13 protein-coding genes are annotated in these 13670 nt (G+C 58.0%); 5 read left to right on the top strand and 8 right to left on the bottom strand.

The genetic code is table 11. From position 1 onward, the window contains the following. Positions 1-18: 18 nt before the first annotated feature. The 5 genes from TX80_RS03085 to TX80_RS03065 all read right to left on the bottom strand — a co-directional run bounded on the left by TX80_RS03085 (position 19) and on the right by TX80_RS03065 (position 5845). A complete protein-coding gene (locus TX80_RS03085) occupies positions 19-1455 on the bottom strand; it encodes a flippase (RefSeq protein ID WP_049921400.1) in 1437 nt (478 codons plus the stop codon). A gap of 130 nt (positions 1456-1585) precedes the next feature. Further along, complete coding sequence (locus tag TX80_RS03080) at positions 1586-2602, bottom strand: NAD-dependent epimerase/dehydratase family protein (protein WP_049921399.1); 1017 nt, start codon at positions 2600-2602, stop codon at positions 1586-1588. Beyond that, entirely contained in the window at positions 2599-3609 is a 1011-nt protein-coding gene (locus tag TX80_RS03075; RefSeq protein WP_049921398.1) for an NAD-dependent epimerase/dehydratase family protein, read from the bottom strand. Before TX80_RS03075 ends, TX80_RS03080 begins: the two co-directional genes overlap by 4 nt. Positions 3610-3663: 54 nt before the next feature. Further along, a complete protein-coding gene (locus TX80_RS03070) occupies positions 3664-4752 on the bottom strand; it encodes a glycosyltransferase (protein WP_195893021.1) in 1089 nt (362 codons plus the stop codon). 175 nt (positions 4753-4927) lie between these two features. After that, on the bottom strand, positions 4928-5845 hold the full coding sequence (locus tag TX80_RS03065) for an NAD-dependent epimerase/dehydratase family protein (RefSeq protein WP_049921396.1): 918 nt from the start codon (positions 5843-5845) through the stop codon (positions 4928-4930). A gap of 167 nt (positions 5846-6012) precedes the next feature. Between TX80_RS03065 and aglF the strand changes: the two genes are divergently transcribed. From aglF to aglJ, 4 genes are all read left to right on the top strand, one after another. Then, a complete protein-coding gene (gene aglF / locus TX80_RS03060; RefSeq protein ID WP_049921395.1) occupies positions 6013-6747 on the top strand; it encodes a UTP--glucose-1-phosphate uridylyltransferase AglF in 735 nt (244 codons plus the stop codon). A gap of 778 nt (positions 6748-7525) precedes the next feature. Continuing rightward, positions 7526-8905: a Cdc6/Cdc18 family protein gene (locus TX80_RS03055; RefSeq protein ID WP_049921394.1), complete on the top strand. Its 1380-nt coding sequence runs from the start codon at positions 7526-7528 to the stop codon at positions 8903-8905. Positions 8906-9026: 121 nt separating this feature from the next. Continuing rightward, positions 9027-10322, top strand: coding sequence for a UDP-glucose 6-dehydrogenase AglM (gene aglM, locus TX80_RS03050; protein ID WP_049921393.1), 1296 nt, complete (start codon positions 9027-9029; stop codon positions 10320-10322). Positions 10323-10447: 125 nt separating this feature from the next. Beyond that, entirely contained in the window at positions 10448-11473 is a 1026-nt protein-coding gene (gene aglJ / locus TX80_RS03045; RefSeq protein ID WP_049922172.1) for an S-layer glycoprotein N-glycosyltransferase AglJ, read from the top strand. Here the strand turns inward: aglJ and TX80_RS03040 are convergent. Next, positions 11470-11799: a DUF5789 family protein gene (locus tag TX80_RS03040; RefSeq protein ID WP_049921392.1), complete on the bottom strand. Its 330-nt coding sequence runs from the start codon at positions 11797-11799 to the stop codon at positions 11470-11472. The two genes, aglJ and TX80_RS03040, sit on opposite strands and share 4 nt — an antisense overlap. 99 nt (positions 11800-11898) lie before the next feature. Here TX80_RS03040 and TX80_RS03035 point away from each other — a divergent pair, with 99 nt between their 5' ends. Then, positions 11899-12108, top strand: coding sequence for a ribbon-helix-helix domain-containing protein (locus TX80_RS03035; protein ID WP_049921391.1), 210 nt, complete (start codon positions 11899-11901; stop codon positions 12106-12108). Positions 12109-12380: 272 nt separating this feature from the next. Here TX80_RS03035 and TX80_RS03030 read toward each other — a convergent pair whose 3' ends face one another. Then, complete coding sequence (locus TX80_RS03030) at positions 12381-12803, bottom strand: hypothetical protein (RefSeq protein ID WP_049921390.1); 423 nt, start codon at positions 12801-12803, stop codon at positions 12381-12383. A 101-nt stretch (positions 12804-12904) separates the two neighbouring features. Further along, a complete protein-coding gene (locus TX80_RS03025) occupies positions 12905-13609 on the bottom strand; it encodes a hypothetical protein (RefSeq protein ID WP_049921389.1) in 705 nt (234 codons plus the stop codon). Positions 13610-13670 lie beyond the last annotated feature (61 nt).

Here is a 13670-nt window from a genome sequence, read left to right as displayed (position 1 = left end):
CCGAAGAAAGTAGTGAATTCAAATATTAATAGAGATATTCTGTGTGACGGTCGTACGGAATTGTGCTGATAATACAAACAATGTAACAAAATAGGTGGTGGCTCCGAAACCAACCAGCCCTAAAACAGCTACGGCATCGGGTTGAATGTTAAGATAGGTGTTCTCGACCTGGTTGCCGACGAGTATGAATCCACCCATAACTGCTGCAGCAAGCCACTGAATAGATATTTTTTTCACTGGGATTCTTAAATCCATTAATGTTGACAAATAGTAATGGGCCATACAGAGACTAACTGCAACGGAACCAGCGGTTGCGACGGCAGCGCCGATCCAGCCGTACAGGTATATTAAAATCACATTTAGAAAGACATTCGTGACGATGAAGATGGCGTTCACCCGGAACGCGAGTTCAGGGTGATCAGTAGCGTTGAGCGTGTTCGTGAATTGATTTTGGTATGCTTGTATGAGAGCTGCGAGGATGAGTATCGATAGGACGATTCGAGCTTGTGCAAAATCGTTCCCGTAAATACGCAAAATACGTCCCCCGAGTATTGTCCCCCCGACCAGACCAGGAATCAGAAACAATCCTGCATAAGTGAGTGCCGTAGTGAAAAGATCAGATACAGACTCGAGATCCTGCTGTGCGGAGATTTTGCTCATTTCGGGGAAAAGGGTCTGACTCAACGATGTCCCAAAGAGGATGAGAAACATGGCGATATTCCACGCTGCCGTGTAGAAACCGATCAACGAACTGTTGACGAAAAATCGAAGAACAACTATATCCACCCAGTTGAACGCTCGAGACTGAAGCCCCCCGAGCCACGAGAATTTGCCATACGAGAGAATCCGTCGAAAATGGTACTTCTTCGGTATCGTGAATCGTTCGAAGTTCCGAACGATGATTACGGAACCGAGTACGATAACGAGCAGGTAACCGGCGATATAGCCGCTGAACAATCCGACGAGTTCGAGACTCAAAAACAATGCCCCGATCTGTAATCCGGCTCGGGTCCCGGTTTTAATCGGTGCAAACAATCCAGAGATATGTACCAGATGCTGCCCGTTTAGAATTGCCGTGATCAGATTGAACCCTAATGAAACCGCTAACATGACGACGATGAATCCGGCCGCTGGAAAGCCGACGTAACTATTCACGTAGTCTCTGAGCAAAAGCACACCGGTGGCAAGGATGGCAAACAGGCTTGCCATGATCAGTACACCGGCGAGCGCGTATGCCGACGGCTCTTCTAGTTCGCTCACTCGTTTCTTCACTGCTGCCGTAATCCCCATACTACCGACGACACCTAACCAGGATACGACTGCAAGCGCTACCGAATAAATGCCGAGGGCTTCAGCACCAAGCAATCGAGCAATATACACAGTGGCGATAAATCCGAGAGCGGACGCTAGAATCTTGGAGAGAAAGTGAATGATGGATTTTTGACCGAGTTTCATGAGTAGCGATCCTTATGTCATAATTTCGCAGTTTCCAGATAAACTTGGCTCTCTATATCGGGAAACGTATTTCGACTGCGTCGTGGGAGTAGTCGGGCGTTCAACCGAGTGGATCCAATGGAACAGTCAGTTACCGTTCGTGCAGTAGCGTCTCGAGGTTCTCGCGTACGTAGTCTTTGTCGCGGTGGTCGGTGTACCAGTCGATGGTTTCGGCGAGTCCCTTCTCGAGCGTGTACTCGGGTTCCCAACCCAGAAGTTCTTTCGCGCGGGTGGTATCAGCGGCGCGGTGTCGAACGCCGACCGGCTTGTCGGTCATGTGGTTGATTGAGTCCGGTTCCCAGCCGAGTTCGGCGAAGATCGCATCCGCGACATCGTTGATGGAGATATATTCGGAGATACCTGCGTTGACTGGAGTGGCGTCGGTAATGGTTTCGTTGGCCAGCCGAAGTGCCTTCGTGATGTCTTTTACGTAGGTGAAGTTCCGTGTCTGTTCGCCGTCACCCCAGATCTGATAGGGGTCTTGTTCTGCGTACGCTTTCGCGATAAGCGCGACGATAGCGTGGGTTTCGTTCTCTCGGGGCCCGTATGCAGTGAAGATCCGGACGGCGCTTGCGTCGACGCCATACTGGTCGTGGAAGGCTTGAAGTGACCGTTCACCCATGAGTTTCGCCCATCCGTATGTCTCGTCGGCGTATGCACCGCCGCGCTCGTCGAAACTGACCATATCCTCCTGGAGACGTTGCCGTTCCTGTTGGATGTCGGTCGGATACGTACAGGCACTCGAGGCGAACGTGATCTTCTCGACGCCGTTTTGGACGGCGGATTCGAAGACGATATTATCGAGGGCCATGTTCGTCGCACAGTTCGCCGGATAGTTCGAAATGTAGCCGCGGCCGCCGTGATCGGCAGCGAGATGAAAGAGCCGATCGATGTCGTCCGTCGCTCGGTCGGCAAACGAACGATCTTTGAGGTTTCCGTTGAGAAACTCGATTTCGTCACGGACGGCCGAGAGATTGTCGGTTTCACCGCTCGAGAGATCGTCTGCAACGCGAACGTCAGCATCCGCTGCAACGAGTTCTTCGACGAGGTGGCTTCCGATAAACGATGCGCCGCCCGTAACCAGAACGGTATCGTTTTGGAAGCTCATTCGGAGGTCACCTCAGCGAACGCTTGATCTTTCGCGTCGAGTTCTTCTGCTGCCCATTCATAGACATCGCTGAGTCCGGACTCGAGCGTCGTAGTCGGCGACCAGTCGAGGGCCTGTTCCATTTTCGCTGTGTCAGCCGCGTATTTGTCGGTTCCGGTCGGCATAGAGAGATCGTGTTCGATACTGATGTCCTTGCCACTGATTTCGATTATCGTCTCTGCAAGCTCGTTGATCGTAACGACTTCTTGGCCGTTCCCGAGGTTAATCGGATCGCCGTCCGCTTTCGATTCGATTGTCCGGATCATGCCGTTGACGAGATCCGTCACGTAAATAAAGCCACGTTCCTGGGTGCCGTCACCGAACAGCTCTATCGACCCGCCGTCGGGTTCCTCGATAACCTTCCGGCAGAGGGAAGGAATAACGTGACTACTATCCGGATCGAGGCTTTCGCGGGGTCCGTAGCAGTTGAAGATCCGAACCATTGCGGTATCGATGTCGCAATCGTCGTGATACGCCTGACACGCGACCTCGCCGAGGACCTTCGCCCAGCCGTACGTGCTGTGTGGATCGGCTGGAATCGCTTGCTCCTCGGAGAACCGATTCAGCTCGTCGTGCTCCTGTCGATAAATGCACGCACTCGAGGCAAACAGGAACGTCTCGACGTCATTGATTCGTGCAGCCTCGAGCAGTTGCTGGTTCATCAGCACGCTCGGTGTGAGCCCACCGACGTTCTCCCGCTGGATGTAGTGAATACCGCCGACGCTCGCTGCCAGATGGAAAACGTGATCGACGCCCTCGGTCGCCCGGAGCGCGCCGGTTTGGGTAGTGAGATCAACCGGTCGGAGATCGATATCGTCGACGACGTGGTCTATGTTTTCGAGACTGCCCCGAGAAAGATCGTCTGCGACGACGACATCTGCGTCACGGCGAAGTAGTTCATCGACCAGGTGGCTACCGATAAATCCCGCGCCACCGGTCACGAGAACTGTGGAGTTAGCCCAGTCCATACCAGCAGTGCGCATGACGATCCCTTATACTCACCGGAACGGTATGCCCGGCGATTACGAATTCGAACGGAGGGACAGCTCCGCGACGAGGATTCTTCCGATTTCTTCTTGGGAGAACGCTGACTCGAAGACCTCGTACGATTCTTCCTCGAGCCTTTCAATAAGGGCAGGGTTTTCCTTGCAGTCGAGGATGGCCTCCGCAAGCGCGTCGCCGTCGTCTGGCGGAACGAGATAGATGTTTTCCTCGTGTTCGAACCATTCTTCGATAGCCGGCGATCGTTCGGTGATAACTGCCTTTGCCATCGCAACGCCCTCACTGACCTTGTTGGTGATACTCGCCATCGCTCGCTTGTCCGACGAGAAAACACCTAAACAAACGTGAGAGGTGGCGATCCAGTTCTGGAGAACGTCCATCTCGACGAATCCTTCGAACTGGACGTTGTCCAAGCCGCGTTTTTCGACTGCCGCTTCAGCCCACTCTTTTCGAGGACCGGTGCCAACGAAAACGATAGAGACGTCGTCAACATCGCGGCGTTGTAATATCTCGGCAGCGTCAATAATCGTCTCAACACCATGATGGGGGAGGAAGTTGCCCCAGTAAAGTGCAGTAAACTCTTCCCGGTTCGATTTCTCTAGCGGATAGTACCACTCTTCGTCAGCACCCGGAGGCAGACGAATGAACCGGTGTTTCGGAAGCGAGTACATCGAAGAATAAAGCTCGATAAATTGGTTCGTCCCGACTGTATGATAATCTGGGAGTCTGAGCGAACCGTACTCGAGCAGGTATACTAGTTTGACGAGTAGGGGATGAACATCCCGCATTTCTGCAGTTCTATGGAGTGAAACGAACAGGTCGTAGACGAGCGGACAGCCGATTTTCCGGGCATACACCCATGCGAGTGGAAGTACGAGCGGGTTGAATTTCGTCACGAAAATCGCGTCCGGGTCGTGGTCACGACGGATCGTCCGCATTCGTCTTACGATACGAACAAAAAACAGCGGCATCAAAAGCGCCTTTAGCGGACCGATAAACCGCTGCTTTTCGGAAAATTGGCAATCGACGACCTCGACATCGTGATGGTTCAATCCTTCTCGAATGTTCGTTTCACGAGGGTAATCATAGTCATAGTCGCCTAATAACACTATTTCTGAACGGTCTGTTGCCATAATAGGGGTTGCTTGTTGGTTCTCTCCGCGACCGATACAAAAAGATAGCGGGACGAGTGGTCTCGAACCGATCGAGGCCAAGCTAATAGTATCGTTCCGTAGCGGGCGGCTGGGATACCTGTGGTCGGAGGTCCTCGAGTAGTTTGACAGACTAGTCGTACTGGCTACACACACGGCGGATTCCTTCTTCAAACGATATTTTAGGTTCCCATCCCGTTGCTGTATGTAACTTCGAGAAATCAGCGCACGTATCGTGGACGTACACGTCATCGGGAATGGGATTCTCGACGTACTCCGGTTCCACGCTCTGACCCAACTCCTCGTTGAGCAACTCCACGACCGTATTGAACGAGTACCGTTCACCGGTTCCGACATTGTACGTTCCGTCGAGTCGGTTCTCAGCAGCTGCCGTCAGGGCACGAACGACATCGGAGACGTGAGTGAAATCCCGAGTCTGTGAACCGTCCCCATAGAGTTTTGGAGAGCGACCGTTTGCGATGTCGTCGGCGAACTGTGCGATAACGTTTGCGAACTCTCCTTTGTGTTCTTCGGCACCATCGTACCCCTGATAGACCGAAAAGAATCGCATTCCACACATTGTCATCTCATAATGGTTTGAGAAGTATTCTCCGTACCGCTCACGGGCCATTTTCGATGCTTCGTAGCCGGTATTTACCGCTACATCCATATCTTCTGGCGACGGCTCAGTCCGCGTTCCATAGATTGAAGAGGTCGAGGCGTAGACGACGGTATCACAGCCAGATTTGCGTGCCTGTTCGACGACGTTCACGAACCCTTCGACGTTCACGCGGGCTCCAAGAGTGGGATTGTCCTCATGCATCGCGTAGGAAGACAGCGCTGCGAGATGAAACACCACATCAACATCGGTCGGCAGCTCAGTATCAACCACGCTCGCTTCGACAAACTCGACTTCCTCCGAGAGGTGGTTGGGCGTGCCGAGATAACAGTCATCGAGTGCGATCACATCGTTTTCTTTCGCTAATTCGTTAGCGAGGTTCGAGCCAATAAAACCCGCTCCACCCGTTACAAGAATACGTTGATTACGCATATCTGCGTTTTTCCGTCCCCATGTAAAAACGGTTCGGGCTAGTGGATTAACAACGGATGGCAAACGACCACGGACGCTTCGCACCGGTATAATAGTGCATTACCAGTATCTGTCCACGAATCGCTGTCCCCGAAAGTATATATTGTGCGAATAAAATGCACACCAGTATGCAAGCAGTCGTGTTGGCCGCAGGCAAAGGGACGCGCCTTCGGCCGCTCACCGAGGACAAACCCAAGGTCCTCGTTGAAGTCGACGGCAAACCCCTCATCGAGGACGTCTTCGATAATCTCCTCGAGATCGGTGTAACCGAGTTCATCGTCGTCGTCGGCTATCAGAAAGAACAGATTATCGAACGATACGGCGACGAGTACGAGGGGGTGCCGATAACCTACGCCCACCAGCGCGAACAGTTGGGGCTGGCACACGCCATCCTACAGGCGGAACCACACGTCGACGACGATTTCGTCCTCATGCTCGGGGACAACGTCTTCCGGGCCAACCTCGGGGACGTTATCAACCGACAGCGCGAAGACCGGGCCGATGCGGCGTTTCTCGTCGAGGAAGTTCCCTACGAGGAGGCGTCCAGGTACGGCGTTCTCGACACCAACGAGTACGGTGAGATCGTCGAGGTCATGGAGAAACCGGACGAGCCGCCGTCTAACCTGGTTATGACCGGCTTCTATACGTTTACGCCTGCGATCTTTCATGCGTGTCACCTCGTGCAGCCGTCCGCTCGCGGGGAGTACGAACTCCCCGACGCGATCGATCTGCTCATTCAGTCCGGGCGAACAATCGACGCGATCCGGATGGACGGGTGGCGGATCGACGTCGGCTATCCCGAGGACCGAGACGAAGCGGAAACACGGATCGAGGACGGCGAAGTAGCGACGCCGGCCGAGTAGGCTTCCGTCGACGTATTGGGCTGGTTCTGTGTTTCGAACTGTTACTGTCCGGGTTCGGTAGCGTACTGGTGGGTTCCTCTCCCTCCCACACCGGATTTCAGATGATTTCGGCCTATCGAACAGGGGAGGGAGAGAACGGAGAGGGGAAAGCAAGAACGGATATCCGGCTCGAGAAAGCTATTGCAGGCTGATTCGGGATGGTTCCATCCGGTGTGACCGACGACCCCGTTTGTTTTATATTATAACTATTACTGTATAGGTAATATATGTGGAAGAGTCCGATGATCAGAATGCGATTTCGGCACTGAAATGGCCGAATACGAAGATCGGTAGGATATCCGAACCCTATTTAAGTTTACCCGGTGACGTTCGCTGTCGTGTCTCCGGACGCTCGTTCGGTCGGTCGGTGGAAGCGAGGTGTGTTCGACACCGGATTTCAGATGATTTCGGCGACCGACCGCTTCCGATCGGCAACTCGTCCGTTCTCGAGTACTTGAACGGTGTCTTCTCGCTTCATGGGCCTCCCGAACTGTCACTTCGGTTCCGACCGATTTCATTTGAAATACGGTGTGGGCGTGACCGCACCGGTCCCACGAGGCCGTTCGTTGGCGAAATCATCTGAAATCCGGTGTGGGACCGATGACCGTCCCGCCTTCGGTCGTGCGATCTTTCATCCGAAATCCGGTGTCGGATTCAAACGCCGGTCGAGTAGTGGGATTCGAACGGCGGGTGTGGGTGGAAGGAAAGGACTAAGACGATTTCATTTGAAACGCGGTGTATGTCTTTACGAACGGAGGGACTGCGATCGCTCGGCGAGTACGCCGCCGAGCATGGGGCCGTTGCCCATTCTCGCTCCGAATCCCGCGACGATCCGCTGTCGGTTCTCGACGAGAAAGACCGGATTTTCGCCAACGAGGATTTACTTCGTATCGATCACGTTCCGGATCAGAACAAGATCGTCGGTCGAAACAATCAGATCGAAACCGTTGCCCGTCGTCTCAAGCCGACCATCTCCGGCGGGACGGGAAAGGGAACCCTCCTGCTCGGGAAATCCGGATCGGGAAAGACCCTCGTTACGCGGTACGTCAGCCGCGAAGTCGTCGAGCGCGGCGAGGAAAACGGGGTCCGAATCGGACGAGCGGTCATCGACTGCGCCCAACGCCGCTCGGAGGTCCAGACCGTAATCCACCTCGCAAAGAGCCTCAACGATCCCGACGAAACCGGGATCACGATCCCACACTCGGGTATCTCGACCGGAGCGTACTACGATCGACTCTGGGCGGTCATCGACGACCTGTACGACGCGATCATCGTCGTCCTCGACGAGATCGATCGGCTCGCACCGCCCGATGACGTCCAGAACGTTCCCCCCGAGGAAGCCGACGACAGCAAACTCCTCATGCAGCTCTCGCGAGCCGGGGAGGAAAACGACGTCGAGGCGAGCATCACGGTCGTCGGCATCAGCAACGACCTCAAGTACGGCGACCGACTCGATACTCGCGTCGAGAGTTCGTTCTCCCCCGACGAGATCGTCTTCCCGGCGTACGACGCGAACCAACTCGGAGACATCTTGAATCGTCGGCGCGACGCATACCGCGACGACGTCCTCACGGATGACGTCGTTCCGCTCTGTTCTGCGTTCTCCGCACAGGAACACGGCGACGCACGGCGCGCGATCGATCTCTTTCGGCTCGCCGGCGAGGTCGCTCGAGAGAACGACGCCGAGCGCGTTCGGGAAGAACACGTCCGCGTAGCAAACGACGACGCGGAGGTCACCCGGATTCAGGACCTGATTCGGGGCTGTCCGACGCAGGCGAAGATCGCGATCGCCGCCCTCGCGACGATGGACGAGTTTACCGACCGGTCGGCGTTCAAGGCGACCGAGATGTATCGGGTCTATCGGGCGTTCGCCGAGGCGATCGACGCGAACGTCCTCGGGAAAAAACGAATCACCGATCAACTCCGCGAGTACGAGACGTTGAAAATAATCGATATGACCCGGACGAGCGACGGCTACCGGGAAGGAACGTATCTGCAACTTTCCTTGCTCGACGACTCGAGTCTTCTCTTGCAGACGATCGGCCTCGACGATCGCTGTGCGAACATTCCGATCGGTTCGCGGATGCGACAGCACATCGCGACCATTCTCGACGGCTAACGATGTGTACGCCGATCGCGTAACACCGAGGTCTCGAGGACGAATCACGAACGGTCCGATCCCGGTCCGGACGGAACCAAAAACGACTAAGCCTCTTGCGCTGTCTGTTGGGCCGAACGCTATGGACGTTTCTATCGTCGGCAGCGGCTATGTCGGAACCACCGTCGCCGCGTGCCTCGCTGATCTCGGGCATCACGTCGTCAACGTCGAAATCGACGAGGAGGTCGTCGCCACGATCAACGCCGGCGACGCGCCGATCCACGAGTCGGGTCTCGAGGAACGGATCGAGAGCCACGCGGGTACGACCCTCCGTGCGACTACCGACTATAGCGAAGTTCGCGGGACTGACGTGACGTTTCTCTGTCTACCCACGCCCCAGACCGCGGACGGCAGTCTCGATCTGGCACCGATGCAGGTCGGCGCGGAATCGCTCGGTCGGGCACTCGCGGACAAACGCGACGAGCATCTCGTCGTCGTCAAGAGTACGGTTTTGCCGGGCACGACCGAGGACGTCGTCGGGCCGATCCTCGAGACCGAGTCCGGGACAGCGGTCGGTGACGGTATCGAACTGGCAATGAACCCGGAGTTCCTGCGGATGGGGACGGCGGTCGAGGACTTCCTCGAACCGGACAAGGTCGTCATCGGCGCGACGACCGACGACGCCGCGGCCACACTCCGTAGCCTCTATGCCCCGCTTCTCGAGCGCGAGGAGACCGCTCTCGTCGAGACCGGCGTTCGAGAGGCCGAACTCATCAAGTACGCGAACAACGCCTTCCTCGCGTCGAAAGTCTCGTTGGTCAACGAACTCGGCAACATCGCCAAAGCGTACGGCGCTGACGCCTACGACGTGCTCGAGGCCGTGGGACTCGACGACCGGATCTCCGACCGGTTCATGCGGTCGGGACTGGGCTGGGGCGGATCGTGTTTTCCGAAGGACGTCAACGCACTCAGAGCGGGTGCCCGCGAGCAGGGATACGATCCCGACTTGCTCGATGCGGTCGTCGCGGTCAACGACGGACAACCTCGACGACTCGTCGACTTGTTGGCGACCCACGTCGCACTCGAGAGGAGCCGTATCGCCGTCCTCGGGCTGGCGTTCAAGCCGGGAACCGACGACATCCGGAAATCGCGTGCGCTGGACGTGATCCGGGATCTCCGCGAGCGCGGTGCCGAGGTCGTGGCGTACGATCCGGTCGCGATGGTGAACGTTCGCGAACGGTATCCCGACCTCGACATCGAGTACGCCGAGTCGGCCGACGACGCACTCGAGGGGGCCGACGGCGCGGTCGTCGCGACCGGCTGGCCGGAGTTCGACGACCTCGCGTTCGAAGGGATGGCCCGTCGTATCGTCGCCGACGGTCGTCGAATCGCCGTCGACGAGGACGAACTCGAGGTGTACGAGGGTCTGACCTGGTGATCCCGTGCTTTCGTTACACTCGAAACGGGTGAGTTGCTTCCACCGACGACACACCGGGCAGTTCCGCGCTCGAACGGCACCGCCTATCAGTACGCTTTTGCGGGATGACCGATGAGTGGCTGGCGATGGAGAACGATGGGACTCGCGCGGAAACGACCACTCACAGCGGAGAGGTCGTCGCCATGACCGCGAGCGAGCGGACGCGCGAGATCTCTGCCGACGAGGTCTGTATCCTCATTCCGACGCTGAACGAGGCAGCGACGATCGGCGACGTTATCGACGGCTTTCACGAGCACGGCTACACGAACGTCGTCGTCATCGACGGCGGTTCGGACGACGAGACGCGCGAGATCGCAAGCGAACACGGGGCGCAGGTCCTGACCCAGTCCGGCGACGGGAAAGGTCAAGCCGTTCGAGAGGCGGTCGAGTACATCACCGTCCCGTACGTCCTGATGCTCGACGGCGACGGCACCTACGATCCGGCCGACGCGGATCGGATGCTCGAGCCCCTCTCGCGGGGCTACGACCACGTCATCGGGAACCGGTTTGCGGACATGGACGACGACGCGATGCGTGCGCTCAACGGCTTTGGCAACCGGATGATCAATCGGGCGTTCCGTGTCATTCACGGGGCCGACTACGAGGACATTCTGTCCGGCTACCGAGCGTTTACCGTCGACTCCTTCGAGCGCCTGTCGCTCGATTCGGACGGCTTCACGATCGAGACCGAACTCGCCGTCGAGTGCGTAAAACACGGCGTCGAGACGACGGTCGTCCCGATCAGTTACAGCGCCCGGCCCGACGAATCGGAGACGAACCTTCACCCGCTCAAGGACGGCGGGACGATCGTTCTGGCACTGTACTCGCTGGCAAAGACCAACAACCCGCTGTTTTACTTTGGAAGCCTCGGCGTGACCGGTATTCTCGCGGGCGGCTTCGTTGCGACGTACGTTCTCTGGGAATGGATCCAGTACCAGCAGGGCCACGAAATCCTCGCGGTCGTCTCGGCCGCTGCGGTGTTGCTCGGCGTCCAGTTGTTGATGTTCGGCGTGCTCTCGGACCTGCTCGTGACCTTACACCGGGAACAACGACGCCGACTCGAACGGATCACACGCGAGACGGGAGAGCGAGACCGAAACGACGACACCTAGAAGGGAAGCATCGACCGAACCTGTTGGAACACGCCACCCGAGTGGTGCCGTCGGTACTCCTCGAAGGGTTCGTGGAGTTCGTTCAGTAGCTCCTGTCGGGACTGAAACTCCTCGGCGTCGACCGCCTCGAGAACCTCGCCGAGGGCGACATCGTTTCCGTGCACGTCGTAAGGGATGTGTTCGTGGCCGAGTGCTGCCGCGACGTCGTCTTTCGTCGCCGGAAAGGAAAGGTCAGCGTCCTTGAGGCGGGCGTCGACGGCGGCGATACCGAATTCGATACTCTCGGGTTCGTCGTCGTCTCCGCTCGATGGTGGCCGGACTCCCATACGCAGTTATTCGCAGGCGAATATAAAAAACCGCTACGAAGACGGCGGAGTCGTCGTCCCTGTCGACACGCATTTGGGTCCTGCGACGGAGTATTCAGTATGACCGAATACACCACGGTTTCGATCCCGAAGGATCTCGCCGATCGCGTCGAGGAGACGATCGAAGGCACCAGTTTCCAGAGTACGAGCGATCTCGTTCGGTTCCTGCTTCGAAGTATCGTCATCCAACACCAGAAGGAAGGCCACCTCACCGAAGCGGAGTTCGAAGAGATCACCGAACAGCTTCGCGGACTCGGCTACCTCGAGTGAGCGGTTCGGCCGTCCGAAACCGGCCGCCCGAACCGTGAGTGGCGGTCGGCGGCCGGCGAGTCGTCGCCCGGGTTATTTTCCGTCTCGACGCATCTAGCTAGGCCCGGGGGCGAGATATGCCACACATTCCGGACTTCCCATCGCCTGACCGAGACGGCGAGGACGACGATCGGAATCGAAACCGCGGGAGCATCATCGACCGCATTATCGACGACGGAAACTGGCCATCGCCGACCGGGTAGCTATCTCGACACCGTTTTTCGAGGCGGCCGTCACCGCGAGAGCGACTGCGTCGTCGGTTCGGCGTCGACGATCTCGAGTGGCTGTCGGTTACCGGCCCGATCGAACGCGGCAAACGACTCCGGGCGATCCTGCCACGGCGGCACGGCGACGAAGACGACCTGTGCGAGATCGTCCCGTTTCGTCACCTCGAGTTTCCGGATGGGATGGGAGACGAACCGCCCCTGTGCCTCCCGTGCGGGCGTCGAGAGGTCGACGCCGAAGACGGCGTTGACCGAATTGCCGGGATCGGGGAGAAGGAAGTCGGTAAAGACCGGCGCGTCGGGGGGTAACGCCTCGGCTCCCTCGAGATCCCTCGCAGGGGTAACCGAGACGCCGGTCGCCACGCGGTCCGGGTCGGCCTCGCGGGCCAGATCGAGCAAGACGTCGACGAGGGCGCGCGTGATATAGACCACGGTGTGGGCTACGGGTAGCTCGTAGTTAGGTGTATGCCCCGTGAGTTTCATGCCGTGGCCGGTGTCCGGGCTCGAACGCGAGTCGAGTCCGTCACCGGGCGCTAGATCGGCAGGGCCTGTCGGACGAGCCCCGCATACAGGCGGGGCGACCGTCGACGCGCGTTCGAGAGCGCGCTCTCGAGCGCGGCGGGCGCGCGGTCGGTGATACCCGGGCCGTGACCGACGAGCACGCGATCGGGCGCGAACCGCTCGAGTACTCCGCGTGGTGGCACGGGTCGGCACATCGGGTGGACGCCGAGCCGTTCGTCGCCGGCGCGGAAATATTCGGCCGTTCCGACCGATTCGGGGACCAGCAGCGTTCCGCCTTCGGGGTCGTAGATGGCCGTTTCCTGCCAGAAGCGGTTGTCGATCACCGTGTGTGCTTCGAGACCGGTATCGGAGAGTTCGTCGGAAAACCGGGCGACCGGGGAGTCGATCCCCCCGGTCACGCCCTCGAAGAAGTCGGGGAGGTAGACGGGGACGTTGTGACGACTCGCGATCTCGTCGGCGTCGCGGACGTGGCGATCGAGAAGCACCGCGACGCCGGCGACCGTCCCGAACTCCGCGAGCAACTCGTCAAGTCCCTCGACGTCGATGGGATCGAAGAGCCAGACGTCGCCGTCGCCGGCCGTTTTGTCGCCGTCGACGACGAGCGCGTGGCTCGCTCGTTGCATCCGTTCGTCGGGATGGGCGATCCAGCCGACGCCGCCGTCGAAGCGATCGATCTCGGCGAACTCGGTCGATGACTCGTCGATCCGAAAGCTCATACGCCTCGTTGGCTCGCTCGGAGTATAAACGTGTCAGTAGAGGCGTGCATCGCCGCCGATC

This window comes from Halopiger djelfimassiliensis (genome assembly GCF_000455365.1).
Lineage (GTDB): Archaea > Halobacteriota > Halobacteria > Halobacteriales > Natrialbaceae > Halopiger_B > Halopiger_B djelfimassiliensis.
The sequence above is the reverse complement of the archived record's forward strand: the minus strand, read 5'-3'. Positions and strand labels throughout refer to the sequence as shown.